Source organism: Microcoleus sp. N9_B4 (genome assembly GCF_036701635.1).
Taxonomy (GTDB): Bacteria; Cyanobacteriota; Cyanobacteriia; order Cyanobacteriales; family Microcoleaceae; genus Microcoleus.
The window spans coordinates 8,170-32,944 of record NZ_JAUBRC010000011.1; the positions used below are offsets into that span (position 1 = coordinate 8,170).

Below are 24,775 nucleotides of genomic sequence, written 5' to 3' on the forward strand. Positions count from 1 at the left end.
CTATACCGCGCAATGGGACGTTACCCGGAGGCGGAACCCTTATTAGTGCGATCGCTCTCGATCAGGGAGCAACAGCTAGGAGCCGACCATCCCAATACGGCTCAAAGCTTAAACAATCTGGCAGTGCTGTACTATGCAATGGGTCGCTACCCGGAGGCAGAACCCTTGTTTGTGCGATCGCTCTCAATCTCGGAGCAGCAGCTAGGAGCCGACCATCCCGATACGGCTCAGGGTTTGAACAATCTGGCAGTGCTGTACTATGCAATAATGGGTCGCTACCCGGAGGCGGAACCGCTTTACCTGAGAGCATTAAAAATCTTTTTCAACCGATTGGGAAAAGATCATCCCAACACCCAAGGCGTTTGGAAAAATTTCATTAATTTTCTCCAGGAGGCGATATCAACAGGTCAAGACTCGCAACTTTCCCAGCATCCAACAACGCAAGCAATGCTTCAGCAACTTCGGGAGAGGGAGTAGCTGTTGCTGCTAGAGCGATTGTTGCCAATTTCCTACAGGACTTACGCATGGGGCCCAGAAACCGGGTTTTTTCCAGAATACTTCGTTACAGCCCGCACACTCGGCAAAAAACCCGGTTTCTCTGAGGAAGCGCATAAGTCCCGATCGCACTCAATTCGATCGCCCATTCTAAAAATCGCCAAAATCTTCAATTCCGGCACGAATTGCCAAAAGTGCGATCGGCGTTGCAAGTCTTGATGGAAAGCCGCTAGTTGCTACTAAAAATTGGGCGATCGCACTTATCAGAGCCTCAATTTCTTTTTCTAAGTTTTCCTGCAACTTCTGTTCGACTTCTAATTCAATTTTTGCTCTAAGTTTTTGCTCAATTTCCCGTTCTAATTTTTGGCGTAATCCATCCTCCTGTGCTTTTTCCCGTTGTTGTTGTTTTTCGCGATCGATTTCAGCTCTTTTCTTAATTGCTTCCTCAGCGATGCGAATATTTTCTGCAATAGGTGCACCTTCAGGAGTAGTCATCGGCCCGTACCACGTCGCTTTTGAATCTGACGGATTGCGGCGACCAAAAAACACCCGAATTGCTTCATCATCATCCCGATGCGATAGGACGTAAGCTTTTAATTCGGTTCTGCTCATTTCATCAAAGTTCGGTTTCATCCAAAAACCTCCAAAGTCCATTAATAGATACGATTACTTGCAGCTCATCACTTACGAAAATATATACTTCTCTGGTTTGAGCATTAAAACGGAATAGTTGAATATCTCGGTAGTAGCTAGAGAACATCTGGCACACGCGCAGACAGGCTTGGGCTTGTTCGTCAGTAGGATTAATCGATTTTTCCTCAATTGTGACACAAACTTTAGAATATAGAGGAGACGGCAGTGCCGTTTCCCTACGCCAGATTAATTGTAGGGAAACGGCACTGCCGTCTCCTCCTCCCCGCGCCGGACACGGCAATGCCGTTTCCCTACCTCATCTCATATCCAAACAAATTCGGATCGACTTCACCCAAATTCAAATCGGCCAAACCATACTCAGCCCAACGCCTTTCTACCATCGCCGCCACATCAGGATCGGACTCCAAAACTTCCCCCCATTCGTGATCGGTTTCCGGCGGCATCTTCGTAGTAGCATCAATCCCCATTCTGCCTCCCAAACCAATCTTTTCACTGGCAAAATCTAACGTATCAAAAGGCGTATTCGGCAAAATAAATACGTCTCGAACTGGATCGACTTTAGAACTAATTGCCCACACTACTTGACGCGGGTCGCGAATGTTGATACTTTTATCGACAACAATCACAAACTTAGTGTAAGTAAACTGCGGTAATGCACTCCAAAATGCTAAAGCAGCCCTCCGCGCTTGACCGGGATATGCTTTATCGATCGAGATAATTGCAGCTTTGTAACTCAGGGCTTCCATCGGTAAGAAGAAATCGACAATTTCCGATACTTGCTGCCGCAAAATAGGCGTATAAATACGGTTAAGCGCGATCGCCATCATTGCTTCTTCTTTCGGTGGCCGCCCGCTAAATGTCGTCAGATAAATCGGGTCTTTGCGGTGCGTCATGCAGTTGAATCGCACCAGCGGCGAATCCTCCACGCCGCCGTAATAACCCATGTGATCGCCGAAGGGCCCGTCGGGCAGAACTTCACCGGGGGTAATCGTTCCTTCTAACACGATTTCCGAGTCTGCCGGTACTTCCAAATCTACGGTTTTGCACTTGGCCAATTGCACGCCGGAACCGCCGTAAAGTCCGGCAAATAACCATTCCGATAAATCTACAGGAATTGGCGTTGCTGCGGCGAGGATGATTAAAGGATCGACTCCAAGGGCGATCGCAACTTCCAATTTTTTACCAGCCTGCGCCGCTTTCCGCAAGTGCCGCGCGCCGCCCCGCACCGATAACCAGTGTACAGTCATCGTGTTTTTTGACTGCAACTGCAACCGATAAACCCCCACATTCGGCGTGCCCGTTTCGCAATCTTTCGTAATTACCAAACCCAGGGTGATAATTTTGCCCGCATCTCCCGGATAAGGGCGAATCATCGGGATTTTGTTCAAATCCAGCCCTTCTCCCTCAATTACCACTTGCTGACAAGCTGGGAAAAAGTCGCGGCCGGGTTTGGCTTTCACTACGTCGAACAGCACTTTGCCGAATTCTATCGCTTGGGAAATCTTTTTCGGCGGTTTTGGCTGTTGCAGCATTCCCAGTTTTTTGCCGAGCTCTTCTAGTTCGATCGGCTTTTCCATGTTCATCGCCCAGCAAACGCGCTGTTCCGTACCCAACAGGTTAATCGCGACGGGGAATTCTGCCCCTTTGACGTTTTCAAACAGCAATCCAGGGCCGCCTTTTTGCAGCATTTGGTTGGAAATTTCGGCAATTTCGAGGTCGGAATCGACTAAGGCGCTTATCCGGCGCAGTTGTCCCCGTTCTTCGAGTAGTTTTAGGAATCCCCGCAAGTCTCTTGCCATTGTTGTTAAAGAAATGTTAAGTGTCCCTACTATTATGCGGCGATCGGGGGATGGAGTGCGGGGTGGGGGCGATCGGGCGATCGCTAAATAAATTTCTCTTGTTATCCTTACTCTATGATTTGGTATTTGTCTGATTCACCAAAAACTGACTTTAGCTAATTTTTATTTAAAATACTCTTAACCATAATTTAAACAAAGCTTATTCTTTTGTTATTTAATCTAATGTTAATCAAAATTTAAAATAAGCTTATTCTAAGCTATCCCTTTACTTGCGGATTTCAGTCTATCCTATGGAGGAGATTTGCAAAGCCTGCTATCAATATTGAGGACGAGGAGTATGAATTTCTTCACTGCACGTTGGCGACGTGGTTTTATAGTGACACTAGCAGCAGCAGCATTTTCGCTGACTTTGATTAGTTCCGCTGTAGCTGCTGTAACCCTAAATGGTTCGGGAGCAACTTTCCCTAAACCTCTTTACGATCGCTACTTCTCTCAGATGAGAAGTGCAAATCAAATTACTGTAAACTACGAAGGAACTGGCAGCGGTGCTGGTATCAAAGCATTAATTTCAGGCACTGTTGATTTCGCAGGCAGCGACGCGCTGATGACTGCTGCACAAATCGCTCAGGTAAAGCGCGGCGTTATGGCGGTTCCGACTGCTGGCGGTGCTGTTGCAGTTGTTTACAACTTGCCCGGAGTGACCAATCTGAGGCTAAATAAGGATGCCATGAACGGCATCTTTGAAGGCAAGATTACTCGCTGGAATGATGCGAAAATAGCCGGAATTTCTGGACAAGCTAAAAACTTGCCAAATACTCCCATTCGAGTAGCTGTACGCGCAGATAGCAGCGGTACAACCTTTATTTTTGCTAACCACTTACAGGCAACTGGTAGCAGCATCAAAGCTGCCGCTCAGCCGAGTTGGCCAGGAAGTCCTGTCAGCGGTCAAGGAAACCCCGGCGTAGCTGCTTTGGTGAAGAATACAGCGGGTGCGATCGGCTACGTTCAAGATACTTATGCTCGGCAAAACAATCTCCAAACAGCGTTTATTCAAAATAAAGCTGGCCGGTTTGTAGAGCCTAGCTTGGCTGAAGCAGAGAAAGCTTTAGCAGGGGAAACATTCCCCGCAGACTTCCGCTTAGTAGAAGGCAATCCTAACGACGGTTATCCGATTGTTGGTTTGACTTGGCTGTTAATCTACAAACAGTATCCTGCAGCGAAAGCAGATGCTATTAAAAAGATGGTTAATTGGGTGATGACTACAGGTCAAGGTATCAACAAACAGTTAGAGTTTACTACAATTCCTTCAGCTACAGCTCAAAAGGTGGTTCAAACAGTTAATCAGACTGTGGTTGCCAGAGGTTAATTGGGGCGATCGCACGGGGTTATGAGTTAAGCTGAGCCGCATCTAAATTTTAGATTCCTCTGGCTCCTCTTTAGCTCCTCGATCCCCCCTAACCCCCCTTAAGAAGGGGGGAACCGGAGCATTCTTGCGTCACCCTTAAAAAGGGGGAAGAGCATTCAAAGTCCCCCTTCTTAAGGGGGATTTAGGGGGATCGAGACTTAGATACAAAGTGCACCCTACCAGCGCATTATAATTACTCGTCTTTCAAGCAAATATTTCACTGTTTACGCAGTAACTAGGGTATGACCAATTTTGCCAAGAAACCGGAAAAATTGACTAAGCAACAGACAGCAAAAAGCACAGAAGTAGATTTGACAGATACTGCTGGTGAAGGTCTATGGATGGAGTCAGGATTTACAATATTTGTATGGGGCTTTGCACTAGCGACAGCGGGTACGTTGTTTTGGATGAGTGCGGTAATTTTTAAAGATGCTTGGCCTGCTATTAGCCAATTTGGACTCTCCTTCTTGTGGAATCCCAAGTGGGATATCGGCGAGTTGCAGTTTGGGGCTTTGCCGTTTATTTACGGTACTGTAATTAGTTCTGCGATCGGCATAATCATCGCACTTCCTTTAGGGCTGTCAGTAGCTATAGTTACTAGCGAGAACTTCTTACCCGTCTGGGTGCGATCGCCCTTGGGATTCATGGTTGAATTAATCTCGGCTATTCCCAGCGTGATAGTTGGCCTTTGGGGAATCTTTGTTCTGATTCCCTTTTTGTTGCCATTACAGCAGTCATTGTTCGATAATTTCAGTTGGTTTCCTCTGTTCAGCAGTGAACCTTTAGGCCCCGGAATGCTGCCGGCCGGAATACTGTTATCGATTATGATTTTGCCAACAGTAGCCGCCATCAGCCGCGATGTATTGATGTCAGTTCCAGTAGATTTGCGAAGTGCTTCCATGTCCCTCGGTGCCACCCGCTGGGAAACAATATTTAAGCTGTTGTTACCAGCAGCTAGTTCAGGGATTATCGGCGCCACCATATTAGCATTGGGACGCGCATTAGGGGAAACAATGGCCGTCACAATGGTAATTGGCAACTCGATTCAAATTAACCCATCCCTGCTCGCTCCCAGCTACTCAATTCCTGCTGTTTTGGCAAGTCAATTTCGGGAAGCTGTCGAACCGCTGCACACCGGCGCTTTGATGTATTTAGCCTTAATTTTATTTGTGATCACTCTGTTAGTAAATGCGATCGCAGTATTGTTAGTGCAGCTAATTGGGGCCAAGGGAGCCAAAACTTAACATCATCGAAAGCAATTTTATCACAAGCCGCGCCGCCTGGTTTATCCGCTGGTTCAATCTAAAATCTAAAATCGCATGACTCAAGCACAAAAATTAGACAGTATTCTGGATGCAGAAATCAACAACCCCCTCTCCCTAAGCCGAACTCTTTTCAGCCGGGGAATGACAGTTATCGCTTTTGCTCTGACAGCTCTAGCCCTGCTCCCTTTGTTTGCTATTTTATACAAAATCCTGGGGGAAGGACTCACACATTTGAGCTGGGAAGTGCTAGTGTCTCTACCAGCACCCGTCGGAGTTGAAGACCAGCCTAACGGCTTTGCAAATGCGATTCTCGGCACAGCTTTAATGGTAGGAATTGCTACATTAATCAGCGTACCCATAGGCGTAATGACGGGAATATTTTTGTCTGAGTTTGGTAGAGAAAACAAAGCGATAGCCAATAGTATTCGCTTTATCACCGTCATTCTCAGCAGCGTTCCCTCGATCGTAGTTGGCGTCTTTTCCTACGCCCTAATCGTCGTTACCACCAAAGCATTTTCATCCTTAGCCGGCGGTTTTGCCCTCGCCGTCATCATGCTTCCAGTTGTTGCTCTGACAACAGAACAAGCATTAAAATTAGTGCCTACTTCTTACCGCCTCGCTTCTGCTGGTTTGGGAGGCGGACGCTTTCAAACTATTTTTCGGATTATTATACCCTCAGCACTTCCAACTATTACCACAGGTATTTTACTCGCTGCTTCCCGGGCCGCCGGCGAAACCGCACCGCTGATTGTAACGGCGTTGTCGAGTCAATTCTGGCCTCCTTTAGTTGATAAGTTGGGCGAGATCATGCAGTCTCCTATAGGCGCAGAAACTATCTCAAAACTCAAAGAAATTCCAGAAACACTGCTGACTCCGACTCCTTCTATGTCAGTATTAATATATAGCTACGCCAGCTCTCCTTACAAAGAGCAGAACGAATTGGCGTGGACTGCTGCCTCTGTCCTTTTGGGCATGGTTTTAATTGCTAGCGTCGCATCCCGTACCGTAACTCGGAAACGCTTGCAAAACCGATAAATCAATAACTAAAGTGTATCTCTCAATCAAATATTAACACGATAACCAGGCAAATAATGAAACCTAAAGCTAACTTGAAATCAGAAAACTATACAGAGCAATTCCTAGACGATGCCACCCCGGAAATTGACCCCAATGCAATGCCAGCACTGCGGGTTCAGGACTTGAGTTTTTATTACGGAACTCACAAAGTCTTAGAAAATTTATCGATGAATATCCCTCACCCGCAAGTGACGGCTATTATTGGCCCTTCAGGTTGCGGCAAATCTACGTTTCTCAAAGCTCTCAACCGGATTGGTGAATTGGAGGGAAAAGTTAAAATTAAAGGAAGAGTAGAGTTTTTTGGACAGGATATTTACAGCCCGAAAGTAAACATTAATAGTTTGCGTCGGCAAATTGGGATGGTGTTTCAAAGACCGAATCCTTTTCCACTGAGCATCTACGATAATATTGCTTACGGGGTGAGGATTTTTGGTCGCAAAAGCAAAGCAGAATTAGATGAAATTGTGGAATCTGCACTTAAAAGTGCAGCGCTTTGGGATGAAGTCAAAGACGATTTGAATAAATCGGCTCAGGGGATTTCGGGGGGACAGCAGCAGCGACTTTGTATTGCTCGCGCTTTGGCTGTGAAGCCAAAAATTTTGCTGATGGATGAACCTTGTTCTGCTCTAGATCCGATTTCAACGATGAAGATTGAGGAGTTATTTCAGACTCTACGCCAGCAGTTAACTGTTGTGATTGTTACGCATAATATGCAGCAGGCGGCTCGCGTTTCTGATTACACGGCTTTCTTTAATACTGATGAAAGCCGCATCGGCCACATGGTGGAATTTGGGCCGACAAGTAAAATTTTTACTTCTGCGGACAATTCGAGTACGAGAGATTACATTCAAGGTCGTTTCGGTTAATACCAGGGTGTTTTGCTTTCTCTCAGTCGCTATATTATGACAGGGGCTTAAGTCCCTGTCTCACAGTTAAAGTTCTCTTAAGAAAACTCTGAAATAGTAATAGTCTTTGACTTAGTGTTAACTCAGATTTGGCAACATTCTCAATAAGTATTTCAGTCCTCCTAGCTGGAGACTTGATTTTTGAGGCGGGGGTTTAAGCCCCGGCCGGAATTATTGCAAATATTACTCGATGTAACCTAATATCAGTATGGCAATGAGCAGAAAACCGCTATATTTATGTCTTCACCACTTCTTAAGCGAGAGTTAGGTATTTTCGGCGCTACTCTTATGGGCCTGGGCTCAATCCTCGGTACCGGAGTATTTGTGAGTATCGGCATTGCTGCGGAAGTTGCTGGGCCGGGAGTGATTTTGGCTGTGGGTATTGCGGCTTTAGTTGCTGTTTGCAATGGTTTTAACAGCGCTCAATTAGCGGCAAATCATCCTGTTAACGGCGGAACTTATGAATATGGCTACAAATATCTCAATCCTTGGCTGGGTTTTACAGCGGGCTGGATGTTTTTGTTGGCGAAAACGGCTTCTGCGGCTACTGCTGCTTTAGGTTTTGCAGGGTATTTTTTAAATGCAGTTGGTGTAGCCGATCGCACTTACCTGATCCTAACAGCTTTATTCGCCCTCGCCACCCTCACTCTGGTTGTCTTAACGGGAATTAGGCGATCGAATATTGCCAATACTGCCATAGTCTCAGTTACACTTCTATCCTTAGCGGTGTTTGTTGCTGTCGGTTTGCCAGAGGTAAGGTGGGAAATGGCCGCGCTACAGAATCATAGCTCGATCGGCTCCATCTTCCAGGCCACCGCCCTGATGTTTGTCGCTTATAGCGGTTACGCCCGCATCACCACAATGAGCGAGGAAGTGCGGGAACCGAGGGAAACCATTCCCAAAGCCATAATTTTCACTTTGGTGCTGACAATGCTGCTTTACGTCGGGGTAGCAGTAGTTGTCGCGGGCGCGGGGGGAGCCGATAAATTGTCTTTACAAACAGGTGGCACGACTGCACCTTTGGAAGTCATCGCCCGCAGTTTCCGAATTCCAGGAGTTTCTCAACTGCTAGCCGTCGGCGCAATTACCGCTATGTTGGGAGTTTTGCTGAACTTAATTTTAGGGCTGTCGCGCATCTGGCTGGCGATGGGGCGGCGCTTGGATATGCCGAGAGTCTTGGCGCGGCTGAATCCTTCGGGGACAACTCCCTACGTGGCTGTGGTGGTTGTCGAAGTTACGATCGCACTTTTAATCCTCGTCGGCGATGTCAAAACCACTTGGTCGTTCAGTGCTTTTAGCGTTTTGATATACTACGCTATCACCAACCTCGCCGCGCTGCAACTTTCCCCCGCCGAAAGGCTTTATCCGCAGTGGTTGGCTTGGGTGGGTTTGGCTTCGTGTCTGTTTCTGGCTTTCTGGGTGGAGAGGCAAATTTGGCTGACAGGATTGGCATTAATTGCCGCCGGTTTAATTTGGCGGGCGATCGTCCGACTCCCGGCGAAAAACTAGAATTGTGATAAATTGAAACAGCATTCTGCATTGTAGAGGGCCATGCCCGATCGAACTTCCTTGCTGGCGACTCAAGAATCTCCCGCATTCAGCGTCATCAGTCGCTATATAGCTCAAACCCTAATTACCATTCAGGAACAGCATCCCGAATGGATAACTGAAAAATATAGGAAAACCCCCTGGGCCAAACCTGATTTTCAGTCAGTTTTGATTGGAAAATTGACAAAAAGTTTCACTGTAGCCAGCGATACAGATTCCCTGCTGCTGACCGCGAAAAAATACCTACAAATTCTGCTGATTCCAGAATTCGTTAATTCACCTCAATTCAGCAAATTATGTGCCAAAATTCAGCAGCTAGCCCAATCTGAAACAGCACCACCTAAATCAGAAAACTCAGTTTCGTCAGAACCTCCCACTCCCACCACCAATCAAACAAATTCGCTTCCTATCGGCATTGCTATCTTGCTGCTAGATGTCGAAAACCTGCAACTCACCATCGAAACCGAAAAATTCCTAGAGGGAATTTGCCACTATCCCATCCAAATCAAAGTTGCCTTTGCCAACTGGCGCAGCATGGGCAAAAAAGATGCCGAATTTCACCAGCGCGGCTATCAACTAATTCACGTCCCCCCCGGCAAAGACAGCGCTGACTTAAAAATGGCTACAGTCGGCGCCTCGATTTTCGTACATTATCCCACAGCCAAAGAGATTTTTGTCTGTTCGTCCGATCGCGCCCTCACTCACCTCAGCAATACACTGCAAGCCCACGGACTAACAGTATTTCAAGTCCGCAAACAAATAGATAAAATCATAGTTTTAAACAGCAAAACTGGACAAGTGGAAACCCATTCTCTTGTAACTATACCGGAAATCACACCCCTAGAACAATTAGTTATTCAACTCAAAGAATTAATCCAAAAAGAGCAAAAACGCACCTCAACTCAGTGGATCAAACTTTCCACTGTTTCAGCTTTATTTAGGGAAACTTACGGCTTAGTCCTCAATCAAGTTATTGCCCATCATTTGCTCGGTACTAAAACCAGGGATATCTTTCTCAAATATCCCACCGATTTCGTCCTCCACAAACCCTCAGAAGTTTCTCAAACTTATGTCACTCTTTTTGAAGTGAGATTATCGCCCCCACCGCCAATACTTAGCCAAGAAATTCTGAATAACCACCAGCCAGCACCTGCGACTTTGACCGATATTACTTCTCTGGAAGACTTGGAAAGAGCTCTTGTCAAAATCGTTGGCGACTTAACCGACAACTCTCCTGAAAATTCTGTATTTCTCTCCAATGTAGGCAGCGAATTTCACCGACAATACGGCAAACAAATTACCCAAATAATTAAAGATTTTAATCTGGGTAGGAAATTTACTAAATTTTTGCAATCCTGCACTTCTCTCCAGCTAAAAAAAGCCGAAAAAGGCTGGCAAGTTTCCCTCAATTAATTAAAAATTAAAATATATAGCCATCCTAAATAATTTGTAAATTTCTTACTCCCTCCCCTTGATAAGGGGAGGGTTGGGGTGGGGTCAAAAATTTACGACTCCTGCAAGGATTGCTATATCAACCTCCCCATTACTAGCAACTTGAGTTATCATGCAATCTGGACGTAAAGAAATGTAAAGGGATATGCAGGACAAAGTTGTGGTTGTGGTGGGTGCGACTGGCGGCATCGGTTCAGCGGTGGCCCGCAAACTTGCTGATGCGGGTGCGAGGCTAGTGCTCGCAGCCAGAGACAGCAGTAAATTAGACACTTTAGCTAGCGAACTTTCAGCAACAGAGGTACTGTGCGTACCGACAGATATCACTGATTTGTCGCAAGTCGAGACGCTGATGCACAAAGCTGTGGAAGATTTCGGACAAATTGATGCCCTCATAAACGCCGCTGGTGCCGGAATTCTTAAGCAGTGGAACAAGTTAGAAGCCGCTGATTTAGATGCAATGCTTGACTTGAACTTAAAAGGCAGTTTTTACACGTCTCAAGCAGCGGCGAATGTGATGAAAGAGCGCAAATCCGGTCACATTTGCAATGTCATCGGGATTTTGGGCAAGCATTCGATGGCGATGGGAACCGCTTATTGCGCTTCAAAGTTTGGGGTAGTTGGTTTCAGCAAGTGCATGGCAGATGAACTGCGACGCTACGGCATTAAGTTTACGCTATTCTATTTTGGCGGGATTGATTCTCCGTTTTGGGATAATGTGAGTTTGAAGGTAGACAGGTCAAAAATGCTGAGTACCGAAACTGCTGCAAATGCGATTATGTTTGCTCTTTCGGCTGACCCGCAAGCTGTGCCGATGGAGATTAATATTCAGCCGGAAAGTCATTTGTTCTTTTAGGGATTGAGGTAAGGATTCAGGTCAGGTAAAAAGCAGTAAAACCTATACGGTGTAACCATTTGATCGAACAATCATCAAATATCCCTTCTTATGAAGAAACCATGAAAGCTTTTATTTTCGTACCTCTTGAGAATTAAGCTGTTGATTTAGCGAATGCTTGAATTCTAGAAGTCCTTCTGTGACTACGTTTCAGATACCTAAATCCTTACCGATTGAGGAGTGATTTGAAGGCATTCGGGATTCGGCAACGGAAGCTGAAAACCCGAAAAATTATGATATTTTTACGTGTGAGAACTTGCGGAGCACCTAATTATGTAAGGTGCGCCCATCAGCAGCTTACTGCTATAATGCGCGCGTCTATCGCAGACACCGGGTTTATTGTAAGTGCCGACGTATTTATGCCTTCAGAGGGAGTTAGGATCTTCAATTTTGAGGTTATTATTAAGCCGACGCATAAAAAAACATGAAAAATATTCTTTCCTTAATCCCACCCTTGCAGTTTTGCACTGAGAACAAGAGGATTTTCCATTTTTCAGTTTCCATTTTCAATTATTGATTATGGAGTTCGATCGCATTCAATTTTACGTTGAAAATGCTAAAGTATCCTGCGACTGGTTTGTCAGCCACTTAGGCTTTCAATCCATAGCAGGTTATGCCAACAGCCACACTCACACTGAAGTTGTCAGCAGCGGCAATGTATGTTTTGTTTTATCTTCGCCCCTGACACCCGCTAGTCCCGCTGCTAGTTGGTTGAAGTTTCATCCTCCAGGGATTGCCGATGTGGGTTTTCGGGTAAAAAATATCGAATTAGCGGTAGCTAGAGCGGCTGCTGAAGGCGCTAAAATCCTGGAACCGATTCAAGAAGACCTAAACGCAGGAGGCTATTTTAAGCGGGCAAAAATTGCGGGCTGGGGAGATTTAAGCCACACGCTTGTTGAGCGAATTGGCAGCCATTCACTGCTATCGGCTTCGGATAAGCTGCCGTTGTTTACCCGGATTGACCACGTAGTGTTAAATGTGGAATCGGGCGATTTATCAAGTGCTGTTAGTTGGTATCAAAAAATATTAGGTTTTCAACCGCAGCAAAATTTTGACATTCAGACTGAGAAATCGGCTTTGCGGAGTCAAGTTATGGTGCACGCTGAAGGTGGGGTGCAATTCCCGATTAATGAACCAGCATCAGCTAATTCTCAAATTCAAGAGTTTTTGAGCGCAAATCGGGGGCCGGGTATTCAGCACATGGCTTTGCAAACTAATAATATTGTGGGGGTTGTTGCCGATTTGCGATCGTGCGGTTTGCCTTTTCTACCGGTTCCTCCAACATACTACTCCGAATTGCAGCAGCGGCAAAACTATTTGCCCGCAGATTGGCAAGCAATTGCAGCTTGTCAAGTTTTGGCCGATTGGCAAGAAGATACTCCCGCAGCGATGCTGCTGCAAATCTTTACCCAGCCAATTTTTGCAGAACCGACTTTCTTTTTCGAGATTATTGAGCGCCGAGTTAGTTTAGTTAACGGCAAACCGGTGCAAGCTGGAGGTTTTGGGGCGGGGAATTTTCGAGCTTTGTTTGAGGCAATTGAACGCGAACAAATGAAGAGGGGAAGTTTGATAGATGATTGATAAAACTTCCACTTTTTAGGTCATACAGGCGGGTTAATCAGCACTGCGATATCTTTCCACCCGTAGGCAATTTCTTTGAGTGCAACTCCTGCTCTACTTGTTTGCTGTTCGTCTACTTTTTCACCTCCTAAGAATTCATAAAACCTATAGGCTGAATTGTCTCCTAGTACCCAAACTAGCATCGAGTTCAAACTTAATTCTGCCAATTTTATGGCAACTGTTCTCACGAGTTGCCGTCCGATTCCTTGACGCTGATATTCCTCCAAAATATAGATGGCAAATAATTCTCCTTTATATAAATATTTGCCCGTGCGCTCACAACCACCGGCAGCAAAACCCACAATTTCTCCTGATTCATTCTCAGCAACGCATACAAAAACCCCAGTATTTTTGACGTTTGCCAGGATTTCTTGCCAACGGCTTTCTGCTTTTTCATAGGACATTTGCGCTAGGTAATCTGCTGGTACAATTTTTCGGTAAGCTGTGCGCCAAGTATCTAGATTCACTCGTGCGATTGCAGGTGCGTCAGCGATTTTAGCTTCTCTCACAATCATCAGAAAATACTCCTTTCGGGCCCTCAAATTCTCTTGTCAAGTCTAGGCAGACTATACGATCGCGCCCTTCTAGTTTAGCTCGATACAGGGCTCGATCTGCCTGTCCAATTAACTCCTCAATCGATAAACCAGCAGCAGGTACAGTAGTAGCGATTCCCATACTGAGAGTTATAAACTTACTTACCTTGGAACCAGCATGAAAAATTTCCGCTGCTTTCAAATCGCTGCGAATTGCTTCAGCTACCTGCTTGGCTCCTTGCACATCAGTTCGCGACAAAATTACCGCAAATTCTTCGCCACCGTAGCGGGCGGCTAAATCTCCTGCCCGCTGAGCGTTGCTAGCTAAAATCTGGGCTACTTGTTTTAAACATTCGTCGCCTCCTTGATGCCCGTAACGATCGTTGTAAAGTTTGAAAAAATCGATATCGCACAAAATTAAAGACAGCGACTCTTTTTCTCGCTCCATCAACTGCCATTCTAACTCCAATTTTTTGTCAAAACAGCGGCGGTTGGGAATTTGAGTCAATCCATCCACCGAAGCGAGGCGCTGCAATTCCATGTTAGCTGCTTGTAATTCTAATTTGGCTTGTTCTAAAGCTAAGTTTTGCCGAGCTAATTCTTCACTTTGGCGTTTTTCTTGTTCGTACAAAAATCGGATTGAAGCTTCAGCTTCTTGCAATTCTTTCTCTGCATATTTGCGCTTGACAAATTCTCCTAATTGAGAACTTACCACAGCTATGATCTGAAGTAAATCTTGATCCGGTGGCAGTTCTTCCCGGCAAAAAAAAGTCATTACTCCTACAACTTGGCTCCTAGCGTGAATGGGGAAACCGAATCCCGATCGCAGTCCCGCTTCCTCGGCCAAGCGCGATCGCACGAAATTGCGATCGGCCACAAGATCAGTAATCCACTGCGTAGAACCGCTTCTGGAAACTGCTCCCGGCAAACCCTCACCCGCCCCCAAAGTAATCTGCTGGTCGTTTTCGGCAAACTCCCTAACTTCCTCCGCTGCCTGCCAAACTGCCACCCGCCGCCAACAAGGAGTTTCCTCGATCGGACAGCAAAGTGGCAGGCACCAAAGCGGATCTTTTTCAGATTTTATTTCCTCACCCAATCTAGTTTCTTTCTCCGCCTCTGCAGGCGTCCAAAGTTCGCCAAGATCCCACCCAAAACTTTGGCAAATAGCTTGCAAAATTTTCGGAGTTGCGCTATCTAGAGAAGTTGATTCTGATAGGATATGAGTCACAGCATACTGTGCTTCTTGACACTTTTTTATGCGTTGTTGCTTGGTAATGTCTTTGCCGATATAAACAAAATCTTGTATAACCTCCCTATCTGCATCCTTGCTTCCTGTGCTTGTCTCAAAACTAGAGCATGAAAACGCAACAATCAGCTTTAAACCTATTTTCGTTTGGCAAGCTACTTTTACTTGAGGCCAATATTCGCTTTTAAGTGCAGGAGGTAGCTGGCTGACTTTGCGTAACAATTCCTCCTCTGCCGTAATCATGGATATGGATTTGCCGATTAATTCCGATTCGGTATATCCAAATAATTGCTGTGCAGCTTGATTCACTTTTTTGATTTTTCCCGATGTTCCTGTTACGAACAAAACATCCCCTAGGGAATTAATAATTTTGTCAATATAATCGCCAGCCGCAGCTAACTTATCGCCTTTAACACTTGTTTTCTTGGTAGCCTGAACGATGGTTGGCTGAGATCCCCTGCTATCTGTCACATCTTCGCATAAAATAATCAATCTGTCAACATTGGCTTGTCCTTTATAACCAAATATGTACAAATTCAGATACAAATAAGATCCGTCTTCGAGAACTCTGCTAATTGATTTTAACTGACAATCTTGCTGTCTTTCTTCAATAATATCTTCCAGGATTTTTTCGATTCCGATTAGTTCGGGAAAACTATCGCGCACGTCTTTTCCTTGGCCTACTTCCTCATGAATGTAGGCAAAATCTTGCACTTTCAAAGATATTTCTTGAATCTTAAGTTCCCGATCGACTGTGAGGTATTCAATCCTGCGTAAGGATAACAGCTTATAAAGAAGAATATTAATACTTCTGGGGCTGCTCTCTACAGTTAATGTGGGAAGCATCTCGTTATTGTAGAGCATTTCTCTCAAAGGTTAGCCGGTAAAGTTAGATCAATTCCGGTTGCACCGGAATGATGGTTGACTGTTGACTGTTGACTGTAGAAGGAGGGATGGAAAAACAGAATGGTTGAGTGTTAACTGTTGACTCGATTTTAGGAGGCCGATGCAACCGGAAACGATATTAGTTGTTGTTTGGCTGCGATTTCTCAGGGAAATTTTTATACTGGCGCATCCGATCACCTGTTAGCGCTGGCTAATTTATGCAAACAGTACACTTTGGAGCCTCCAAGCAGTTTTTTGCTGATTTTAAAAATGAGACCAAATATTAATTGGACCAACTTTTTTTTGATAAAGCGCAGTCACAATCAGCCTCCATTGAGGTTGAAATTTATGAACAATATGTAGCGGTTTACACTATTTGTGTGGCACATTTGAATTTTCAATTCCCCCACATGGCTTACAACCGCTAAAGTTGAGGAATAGCACAGTTTAATTCAAATGTTTGCTTTAATTAGCACCATTCCTATAGACCTTACCTCCCCTGCGTATTTGTGTCAATTTTTGTAAAGAAAGTGTTACCTTTAAGTGATATAGTATCGAAGGATTTGTATAAAAGCTTAAAAATACTCTGCTAAATGCTGAGACTTATTACCGACTTTGACGGCCCGATCATGGACGTGTCCGATCGCTACTACCGAGTTTACCAGCATTGTCTCGCCGAGACTCAGCGTTCGGGCCAAGCAGTGCGCGAACTCCCCAAAGCCGAGTTTTGGGACATGAAGCGCGCGCGGGTTCCCGAAACAGAAATTGCCATCCTCTCAGGATTAGACGCAGCCCAAGCGCGCGATTTTGCTCAGAAACGCCGTCAAACCGTCCACACCCTACCCTACATGATTTACGATCAACCAGTCCCCAGCGCCGTGGAAACCCTCGAAAAGGTGCAGCGCGCTGGAGTAGACTTAGCGGTGATGACCATGCGCCGTGTTAGGGAACTAGACGAAGCCTTCAACCGCTGCAATTTAGGGCAATTTTTCCCTGAAAACCGCCGCTATTGCCTCCCCAACGATTACGTCAAAACCGGGGATGTCAAAGATAAGCCGCTGTTGATGGCAAAAGCTCTCGCCGAACTGCCGCCGGCTTCAGACATGTGGATGGTTGGGGATACGGAGGCGGACATTATAGCCGCAAAAACACACGGTGTCAAGGTAATTGGTGTTTTGTGCGGAATTCGCGATCGTACCCAACTAGAAATGCACCAACCGGATTTAATTGCCAACAATTTGAGCGAAGCAGTTGAGATTATTTTAGATAGTCAGTAGTCAGTAGTCAGTTGGCAGTTGTCAGTTGTCAGTTGTCCGTTGTCCGTTCAGTAGTCAGTAGTCAGTTGTCAGTAGTCCGTTCAGTAGTCAGTAGTCAACAGTCATCAATCATTAGTCAACAGTCATTAGTTATTGGTAATTGTTAATTAGTAATTGGTAATTGGTAACAATCAACTAACTACTAACACCTAAAAACTACGAACCAACCAATAACAATTAACCAATAACAATAATTAACTACTGCCAACTGTCAACTGCCAACTGTCAACTGACAACTGACTATCGCAGAAAACTGCTGACCAGCCACAGAATTAAAAACGTAAACAAAGCGATAAATTTCTCTGTTGTTATAAATGCCGGACTGACCAAAGAACCCAAAAAGCCTCCCAGCAACAAGCCTATAACCAAGCCAGCCACAGTCAGCAGCACTGCCCGACCAAATTTTTGTTCCTTGCGATTAACAAAATAAAGACAACAGCCGACCCCAAGAGCCAGAGTCAACTGTAGTAAAGAATCATTAGCTGCCGGATAAATACTCAGTCCGCCCAACCCCGCATAAACTCCAGCAGGCCACAAAATGTCCGATCGACTAGGAGTATCGATTAGACGCTGCAACCAAGCAGGGCTGCCACTAGGAGGAGAGGGAGTAAAGCTTGCGGGCGGAGGCGTCAGCCGCTCAGGAAAGCGGATGCGTTCGGGTACTTTAATTTTCCCTTCCTGTCGCTGCCGCAGGCGATCCATGAGGATCGCGTCGTAAGCTGCTTCGATCAATTCCAAACGTTTCTTGTCACCGCTGTACTGCTCACCTAGGCGCGTGCGGGCCTCTTGCACTTCATCAAAGGAAGCATCTTCATCGACTTCAAGCAGTTGATAGGGAGTTGGCTCACTCATTGTAATAACCCGCTGAAGACTCTCGTTATAGAGTAATCTTAACAAGAGAGGAAAGCGGGGCGGGGGCTTGGGCCGCTTTCCCAAAAGTTTTGCTGCTAGTTTTTGGTGCTTTAAAACAGGAACCAGCAAACCTTACGAAGGTAGAAGATAGAAGGCATTTGGCATTGGGAAATAAAAAATAATGAATCCAAAGATTTTTATTTTTATCTGGGCGGTCTAAAATTTTACCTTCTGCCAAATGCCCTCAGAAGGAACTTGTCCCGCCGGTGCTCACAATTCCCGACCACTGGACTTTTTTAAGTCGATCGCGGCGGTACGAAAAAAAGCGAGCCGAGTCAGAATAAGTACAGAAAGGAGCGATCGCCACTTGAGAAAGATCGATTCCCAACTGCTGCAATTGCAGAGCATTGCAGAGGCGAACATCCAAGCGTACTTTTCCCGGTTCTGGATCGGCCAAGACAGGCGTTTCCGGCAGTTGATGCAAAAACTCTAGAATGCCGTCGGTTGTCGCACTAACGGCACTCTTAGGAGCAATAGTGGCTCCCAGTTCCGCTGCTACTTCCACAGATACCTGGTAAACCTCTCCAGCGATCGCCGGCCCCATAGCAATCTTCAGATTTTCTAGTTGACTGCCTTGTGCCACAAGTTGAGCGATCGCCTCTGGTAATATCTTAGCAGCAGTCCCGCGCCAACCCGCGTGAACTGCCGCAACGAGTCCCGTGCGATCGTCAGCAATCAGCACCGGCACACAGTCAGCCGAGCAAACCCACAGCGCCTCCAATTCTCGATGGGCAACCAAGCCATCAGCCTCAGCATAGCTTGGGGCAGCGGTTTCCGGTTTGGGAGCCACAACCGGGGACAACTCAGTGGTTTTGAGTACCGCATTGCCGTGTACCTGTTGGAGTCGGTAAACCTTAGCTCCCGGTTCGAGAACTTCCGTCAGATCGATCGGCCCCTGGGGCGAGAAATCGCGCGTAAAAAAGCCGTGAGACCAGCGAGAAAGCAAGCTGCAAGTCAGATAGGGCAAGCCTTCAGAACTCTGCCAGTCCCAACTGATACCATCAGACCCTCCGGCGCATTCAGAGTCAGGAAAATTTGTCAAGCGATCGCCAGCTACAGTCATGAAACCTATCCTTACTCAAGCGCATCATTTAGCTTGTATTCTAAACAATCAAAAATTTTGTCCGCGAAGTTTAAAGGCAGGGCCAGCTTTCAGGAAAAAATCGCGATGAGTCGGCGGCTTGAGAACAACTCACATCTTGCACCATTCTCGCTTAACAGGCTTTCTGGCCTGTTCCACAAAGAGTAGATTTTCTTGTGGGGAGTAGGGTTTGGGCAGGAGAGTCCGCCCTGAAAAGATTATTGAGAATGGTGCAATATTTCAGGACGACCGACTGCGCCGAAATTTTGCAGAATCTGAGAAATATAGGCAACTAATTAACATAGAGGAACGCCAAAGCGCTATCATCATTGTGGCCGTCACAGACTTCTAGGCAAGTGCCATCGGGATCAAAAAAACCGGATATCGATCGCGAGTGAATGCGTAAGGCATTTGAACTTGTTCTATGTGCAAAAAAAATTGCCTCAAGCCCGGTAAAATCAGTTAGGCCTGTATATAAATACAAGGATTGCCATACATTCGATCCTGACTTCGAGATCCTTGTCCCCCCTGTTGAGTTGGGAAAAAAAATCGTGAAACCAGTTCCAGACAAGCAAATAACAGCCCCTTTGAAAACCAAACAGCAAAAAAAGAACCCTACAGGCGCCCGGACTCGATCGCGCCTTTTGTCCGATCGCTCACTGCTGGTGGGACTGGGTTGCCTTGCCAGTCTGGGACTACTCAGCAAAGGCTTAGTTTGGGCCCAAGCCGAAACTCCGCCAGCAGAACAAGCCGTCCCCGGCGCAGCAGAACTCCAGCCATTATTTGAAGCTCCTCTCCCGCCCCCGGAACCCGAATTTAGCCAAGGGTCGCCAGAACCATACCCTGAACCGCAGGCAGAAGTTCCACCGTCGGAGCCTTTCGATGCCGCACCGGCCAGGGAGCCGGAGTACGCCAGCGAACCACCTCCCACCCAATATTATCTGCCAGAGCCAGCGCTGATTCCTTTGCCAGAAGCGACGGCCCAGGAGCCACCTTTTGAAGCGCCAGTGAACCCAGCCCACGCTGAAATCGACCAAACAGACTACAGCGTTGGCGCTACCAGCGAGTACGAAGCGCCAACCAGAATAGAGTTTGCAGAACGATCGACCGGCTGCGAAGGAGAAGGCGGTTTGTGCGCGCCTCCTCCTGTTTCCGAGCCAGTGACGGCAGATGCAGGAGAACCCAACTACAGACAGGAAACTCCGAGCGCAGACGACGGCTATATTGCAGCCCCTCCTCCTCGAAATCGGCCAGAAAGCCTTCCGGGCGAGGTTCGGGGAACTGTTGCCGGAAATAGTAGCGGGAATCCTGTCAGTAAACTCGGTCAAGCCGTTCAACAAATAGGCAGCCAGGTTTGGAGGGATTCAAACCCACCGGAATCTGCTTACGCACCCCCCCGCTACTCGGCTAACGCAGGATACTCCGCAGACACCGGCTACTCGGCTAACATCGGCTACTCCGCAGACACTGGATACTCCGCAGACGCTGGGTATTATGCCGGATCTGCATCTTACGGCGGCGGCGCTCCAGCGCCCAGCATGGGACTCGGGCCGGTTCAAGTCGGTGCCGTTAGTGTCAGCAGCGGCAGCAATACCGGTTTTGCTTACTACAATCTCACGCCGCGTCCCGCAGGCCTCCCCGGAAATGGCAACACCAGCTTGCTGTTTCCGCTATCTATTGCTTCGGCAATTACTTCACCGTTTGGGTGGCGGACTCATCCGGTTATGGGCTACGGCAGGTTTCACACTGGAACTGACTTGGGGGCTCCGATGGGAACGCCCGTACTGGCAGCCTATGCGGGTCAAGTGGCGATCGCCGATTGGTTGGGTGGTTACGGTTTGACGGTGGTTCTCAACCACAGCAAAAAGTCTCAGGAAACTCTCTACGGCCACCTTTCGGAACTGTTTGTGAAACCGGGAGAGTTCGTGAAACAGGGAGAGACGATCGGCCGCGTCGGGAGTACGGGAATGTCTACAGGGCCTCACCTCCACTTCGAGGTTCGGCAAATGACTGACCAGGGTTGGGTGGCGATCGACCCGGGCTCTCAGCTAGAATTCGCTCTGGCAAAAATGATCGGCAGTTTAGAAACCGCCAAAGTACCGCAAATGCCGAAAATGGTGGAAATACAAACCGCTAGCGGACTCAAGGATTTGGAAAACGATCTGCCCCAGCTTCCACCTCTACCGCTGGGAATGGACATCGAAGTTCACAACCTCCAGCCGCCATTCCCGGAACTCTTAAAAGCTGATACTTCTAAGCCCAAAGATGCCGAAGCAGTCAAACCCAAAATTCAGAAGCAAGCTAACAGGTAAAAATTGGGAAGTGGCTAGATAAATTTTCTTGTGGAACGGTCGAAAAGCCCAACCCCTACTCCCCACAAGAAAATTTATGTTTTGTGCAACGAGCTCGCGTGTTCGTTGCTTTTCCTCGTTACCAGTCACTTTCGGGTAACGAGGAAAAACTGATAAAAGATGGTAACTTGCAGCTTATGCTAATAGCGCAGCATTTGTGGGAATTAATTTTATTTCTGATTATTCTAGTCGGGCCGATTCCCTTAAGCTTGTCTCTTGCCTTCGAGAATCAAAAAGAAAACAATAACTATTCATTTCCCCATTTTCTCCTCGTACTCCTGACGGGATGGAGCATCGCACAAGTTTGTATCGGCTTAATTTTAGGAAGTGCCGATCGACTAAATATTACTGCGGTGATTATAGCAGAAATTCTGATTTGTGCGATCGGCTTCATCCTGATTTATACAAAAAAACACAAAACTTTTACCTTCTCGCAGTGGCAGATTCCCCAACTCAAGCAACCTTTGGGCTACTCAGAATCCCTAATTATTGTTACCACCGCTGTTGCAGGATTTTTGCTGTTGGAAACTCTGGCAAGCAAACCCACAACCAATTATGACTCATTGTGGTTTCACCTGCCTGCGATCGCCCGATGGTATCAAACCCATTCATTTACATTATTAGATGCCGCCGGAAATTGGATTTTTGAACAAGAGCAAGCACGAGTATATCCCTACAATTGGCACGTTTTATCTGCTTTGTGTGTGCTTCCCTTCGGAGAAGATTTTTTAGCAGCTTTTCCCATGCTAATTGCGTGGCTACTTGAGGGAATTGCCGTCTATCTATTAAGCGTAAAATTTGGAGCAACCCGACTTCACGGTATGGCAGCAGCATCTTTAGTATTGACAGTACCGATGATGCTCAACCAAGTTAACACCATTCAGCCAGACTTACCGCTAGCTGCAATATTTACAGTCGGTTTGTATCTAGGTTTGTCCTATCATAGCAGCCGATCGCAATCGGAACTCTCCCTATTTTTGGCAGCCGCAGGAATGCTAGCCGGAATAAAAATCACGGGAATAATCTATGCAGCCTCACTTTTAGGAGGATTAGCAATATTAGAAATTAAAAGATTCGCGGTTAATAAAAAATCCACACCAGCTAATTTTAGAATTCGCCACTTTCTCAAACCAGTCTTGCTGTGCGGCCTAGCTTGTTGCTTGCTTTTAGGAGGTTTTTGGTATGCGAGAAACTTGCTGCAAATCAATTATCCTGTCGGCGAAGTCGGCGATATTCAAGTTCCCTTAGAGCCTGTTCCCTTACCGTCTCCGATACCTGCACCAACACCTCCGGTACAGCAGCCCCCCGCTTCGCCACTTCTAAAGATTTGGCAAAGCACTTTAGCAGCTCAATTTAATCCCAGCAATATTTCCCACTGGCAAACTGTCGGCTTACAAATTATCATTAGATTGCAACTGCCCTTTCTGGCGATCGCGCTTCAGGTATTGGCAGCACCTCTGGCTTTTATCCAGGGTAAAACTAGAATAATTAATCAAAATAATATTATTTTAATAATACTTCTCGCCAGCACAGGAATTCTGTATATAATTACACCTTACACGTCCGGTACTGCCGGAGAGTCGATCGGTCAACTCAGCCCTTTACTGGGTTTTAACCTCAGATACGGATTTCCATTTTTAAGCGTACTCGCCATCGCCGCAGCAGCTACAGCCACTCTCTTGAAAACTCCAAATAAATTTATTCTGGCAGTGGTTTTGGTTAGTGGTTTGTTCGGAATTACTAGCAACACAATTTTTGATTTTATTAAAAATTCTTCTTTCACCGGAGATAGTATTGTTTGGGGGAGTTTGTTGATTGATAATTTGAAGTCTAACCCAAGAGAAGCTCTTAATACTATATGGAAAATATTAGGCCCCAGTTGGCCATATATATTACCATATCCGAGATTTTATCTTGTGTCAGTGACGCTGGCTGCGATATGGTTGAAAATCAATCCGGGCTTAGGATGGCTGAATCATCTATTTCCCACCCGGAAAAAATCGATTTACATAGTGATTATTGGTTTCTGTATAGGATTGATAGTCATTGGTCCTTGGAGGGAAAAGCGAGATTTTGCCCGCACCGAACTGTATCGCGGAATTTACGAGTATATTGATAAAAATACAGTACCTGATGAAAGAATAGGCTTCTTTTTAAGTTCGCGCAGCTACCTGTTTTACGGGAGAAATTTGGACAGACAAGTTTTATATGTGCCGTTTAGAGCCGATCGACTTTCGGCATGGATTGACAACCTGCGGCAAAATAAAATTAGGACTGTGGGATTCGGGCCCCTGACTGAGACAAACGCAGCTACCAGAAAAGCTTTATCTTGGCTGACAAGTGCCCAGGGCCCGCTGCAACCAGTTTTCGGAAAAGATTTTAATACTGAGTCGGTGCTATATCGCTTGAAAAACTAAAAGTTATTAGTTATGATGAACAAAGCTAAAACTCTATTTTCAATTATTGTTCCGACCTACAATCGCCCCGATAAATTAGCGGCGTGTATGCAGTCTTTTGTTGAAATTGAATATCCGCGCGAGAAATTTCAAGTTATCGTCGTCAACGATAGCACCGAAATCTCTGTCGAAAATACAATTTCGCCTTTTCAAAATCAGCTAAATATCACACTTCTGACACAACCCAACTCAGGCCCTGCAACCGCGCGAAATACTGGATCTTTTGCCGCAGAAGGCAAATTTTTAGTCTTTACAGACGATGACTGTACTGTGGGGGTAGATTGGCTGCAAAATCTGGAAAAGCGATTTGTGGAAACACCAGATTGCTTAATCGGAGGTCGAACTGTAAACGCGCTGCCGGATAACATTTATTCTACTGCCAGCCAGCAACTGATCGATTACCTTTACAGTTACTATAATGCTATTGGCGATCGCGCGCAATTTTTCACTTCTAACAATTTTGCCCTTCCCGCTGAGGCATTCCAAAAAATCGGCGGCTTTGACACGACTTTTTCTCTCGCGGCTGGAGAAGACCGGGAATTTTGCGATCGGTGGTTGCATTCGGGCAATACCGCAATTTACGCTCCCGAAGTTATAGTTTATCACTCCCATGCACTCACTCTTCGCAAATTTTGGAAACAGCAATTCAATTATGGTAGAGGTGCTTTTTTGTTTCAGCAAATTATCTCGAAACGCGGGGCTAATGGGAAACTACAACATCCGTCATTTTATTTGAATTTGCTAGCTTATCCATTTTTCCACGCACCGGGCTTTCAAAAGCTATTAATTGCTGCCTTATTTTTAGTTTCTCAGGTGGGAATTGCGGCGGGATTGTTTTGGGAGAAAAACAATTTTGTTGAGGAATAGAGTGGGATTATTGAAC

20 protein-coding genes are annotated in these 24,775 nt (G+C 46.2%); 13 read left to right on the forward strand and 7 right to left on the reverse strand.

The genetic code is table 11. The features are described 5' to 3' along the window. On the forward strand, nucleotides 1-477 hold a 477-nt coding region (locus QUA43_RS09665), incomplete at its 5' end, for a tetratricopeptide repeat-containing protein (RefSeq protein WP_333373271.1). Between the two features lie 168 nt (nucleotides 478-645). Here the strand turns inward: QUA43_RS09665 and QUA43_RS09670 are convergent. The 3 genes from QUA43_RS09670 to QUA43_RS09680 are packed head-to-tail and all read right to left on the reverse strand — an operon-like array spanning nucleotide 646 to nucleotide 2,948. Beyond that, nucleotides 646-1,128, reverse strand: a complete 483-nt coding sequence (locus QUA43_RS09670) for a DUF6887 family protein (protein WP_333373273.1) — start codon at nucleotides 1,126-1,128, stop codon at nucleotides 646-648. Further along, a complete protein-coding gene (locus QUA43_RS09675) occupies nucleotides 1,112-1,429 on the reverse strand; it encodes a DUF6888 family protein (protein WP_333373276.1) in 318 nt (105 codons plus the stop codon). Before QUA43_RS09675 ends, QUA43_RS09670 begins: the two co-directional genes overlap by 17 nt. A gap of 10 nt (nucleotides 1,430-1,439) precedes the next feature. Next, on the reverse strand, nucleotides 1,440-2,948 hold the full coding sequence (locus QUA43_RS09680; protein ID WP_333322213.1) for a UbiD family decarboxylase: 1,509 nt from the start codon (nucleotides 2,946-2,948) through the stop codon (nucleotides 1,440-1,442). 337 nt (nucleotides 2,949-3,285) lie between these two features. On the opposite strand from QUA43_RS09680, the gene pstS reads away from it, so the two are divergent. From pstS to hppD, 8 genes are all read left to right on the forward strand, one after another. Continuing rightward, nucleotides 3,286-4,314, forward strand: a complete 1,029-nt coding sequence (gene pstS, locus QUA43_RS09685; protein WP_333373278.1) for a phosphate ABC transporter substrate-binding protein PstS — start codon at nucleotides 3,286-3,288, stop codon at nucleotides 4,312-4,314. Nucleotides 4,315-4,595: 281 nt separating this feature from the next. After that, nucleotides 4,596-5,597, forward strand: a complete 1,002-nt coding sequence (pstC, locus tag QUA43_RS09690) for a phosphate ABC transporter permease subunit PstC (protein ID WP_333373280.1) — start codon at nucleotides 4,596-4,598, stop codon at nucleotides 5,595-5,597. A 75-nt stretch (nucleotides 5,598-5,672) separates the two neighbouring features. Beyond that, on the forward strand, nucleotides 5,673-6,653 hold the full coding sequence (gene pstA, locus QUA43_RS09695) for a phosphate ABC transporter permease PstA (protein WP_333373283.1): 981 nt from the start codon (nucleotides 5,673-5,675) through the stop codon (nucleotides 6,651-6,653). A 56-nt stretch (nucleotides 6,654-6,709) separates the two neighbouring features. After that, entirely contained in the window at nucleotides 6,710-7,561 is an 852-nt protein-coding gene (gene pstB, locus QUA43_RS09700) for a phosphate ABC transporter ATP-binding protein PstB (RefSeq protein WP_333373286.1), read from the forward strand. Between the two features lie 276 nt (nucleotides 7,562-7,837). Continuing rightward, on the forward strand, nucleotides 7,838-9,109 hold the full coding sequence (locus QUA43_RS09705) for an APC family permease (protein WP_333373288.1): 1,272 nt from the start codon (nucleotides 7,838-7,840) through the stop codon (nucleotides 9,107-9,109). Between the two features lie 42 nt (nucleotides 9,110-9,151). Beyond that, nucleotides 9,152-10,561, forward strand: a complete 1,410-nt coding sequence (locus QUA43_RS09710) for an NYN domain-containing protein (RefSeq protein ID WP_333373291.1) — start codon at nucleotides 9,152-9,154, stop codon at nucleotides 10,559-10,561. A 184-nt stretch (nucleotides 10,562-10,745) separates the two neighbouring features. Continuing rightward, nucleotides 10,746-11,453, forward strand: coding sequence for an SDR family oxidoreductase (locus QUA43_RS09715; protein WP_333373294.1), 708 nt, complete (start codon nucleotides 10,746-10,748; stop codon nucleotides 11,451-11,453). A gap of 558 nt (nucleotides 11,454-12,011) precedes the next feature. Continuing rightward, on the forward strand, nucleotides 12,012-13,073 hold the full coding sequence (hppD, locus tag QUA43_RS09720) for a 4-hydroxyphenylpyruvate dioxygenase (protein ID WP_333373296.1): 1,062 nt from the start codon (nucleotides 12,012-12,014) through the stop codon (nucleotides 13,071-13,073). A gap of 20 nt (nucleotides 13,074-13,093) precedes the next feature. On the opposite strand, the gene QUA43_RS09725 is transcribed toward hppD, so the two are convergent. Continuing rightward, entirely contained in the window at nucleotides 13,094-13,627 is a 534-nt protein-coding gene (locus QUA43_RS09725; RefSeq protein ID WP_333373299.1) for a GNAT family N-acetyltransferase, read from the reverse strand. Next, nucleotides 13,608-15,755: a diguanylate cyclase domain-containing protein gene (locus QUA43_RS09730; RefSeq protein ID WP_333373302.1), complete on the reverse strand. Its 2,148-nt coding sequence runs from the start codon at nucleotides 15,753-15,755 to the stop codon at nucleotides 13,608-13,610. The genes QUA43_RS09725 and QUA43_RS09730 overlap by 20 nt, the downstream gene beginning before the upstream one ends. 614 nt (nucleotides 15,756-16,369) lie before the next feature. On the opposite strand from QUA43_RS09730, the gene QUA43_RS09735 reads away from it, so the two are divergent. Continuing rightward, the gene (locus tag QUA43_RS09735) at nucleotides 16,370-17,053 is read left to right on the forward strand and encodes an HAD family hydrolase (RefSeq protein WP_333373305.1); all 684 of its coding nucleotides are present in this window, start codon (nucleotides 16,370-16,372) and stop codon (nucleotides 17,051-17,053) included. Between the two features lie 279 nt (nucleotides 17,054-17,332). On the opposite strand, the gene QUA43_RS09740 is transcribed toward QUA43_RS09735, so the two are convergent. Both QUA43_RS09740 and pgeF read right to left on the reverse strand, forming a co-directional pair. Beyond that, complete coding sequence (locus QUA43_RS09740) at nucleotides 17,333-17,944, reverse strand: CPP1-like family protein (RefSeq protein WP_333373308.1); 612 nt, start codon at nucleotides 17,942-17,944, stop codon at nucleotides 17,333-17,335. 244 nt (nucleotides 17,945-18,188) lie between these two features. Next, nucleotides 18,189-19,067 carry a peptidoglycan editing factor PgeF gene (pgeF, locus tag QUA43_RS09745; RefSeq protein WP_333373310.1) on the reverse strand — a complete coding sequence of 293 codons (879 nt, stop codon included), beginning with the start codon at nucleotides 19,065-19,067 and terminating at the stop codon, nucleotides 18,189-18,191. Nucleotides 19,068-19,636: 569 nt separating this feature from the next. Between pgeF and QUA43_RS09750 the strand changes: the two genes are divergently transcribed. The 3 genes from QUA43_RS09750 (at nucleotide 19,637) to QUA43_RS09760 (ending at nucleotide 24,759) form a co-directional block, all read left to right on the forward strand. Continuing rightward, the gene (locus QUA43_RS09750; protein ID WP_333373313.1) at nucleotides 19,637-21,397 is read left to right on the forward strand and encodes a peptidoglycan DD-metalloendopeptidase family protein; all 1,761 of its coding nucleotides are present in this window, start codon (nucleotides 19,637-19,639) and stop codon (nucleotides 21,395-21,397) included. An 83-nt stretch (nucleotides 21,398-21,480) separates the two neighbouring features. Next, on the forward strand, nucleotides 21,481-23,853 hold the full coding sequence (locus QUA43_RS09755) for a hypothetical protein (protein ID WP_333373316.1): 2,373 nt from the start codon (nucleotides 21,481-21,483) through the stop codon (nucleotides 23,851-23,853). A gap of 12 nt (nucleotides 23,854-23,865) precedes the next feature. Then, a complete protein-coding gene (locus QUA43_RS09760) occupies nucleotides 23,866-24,759 on the forward strand; it encodes a glycosyltransferase (protein WP_333373318.1) in 894 nt (297 codons plus the stop codon). Nucleotides 24,760-24,775 lie beyond the last annotated feature (16 nt).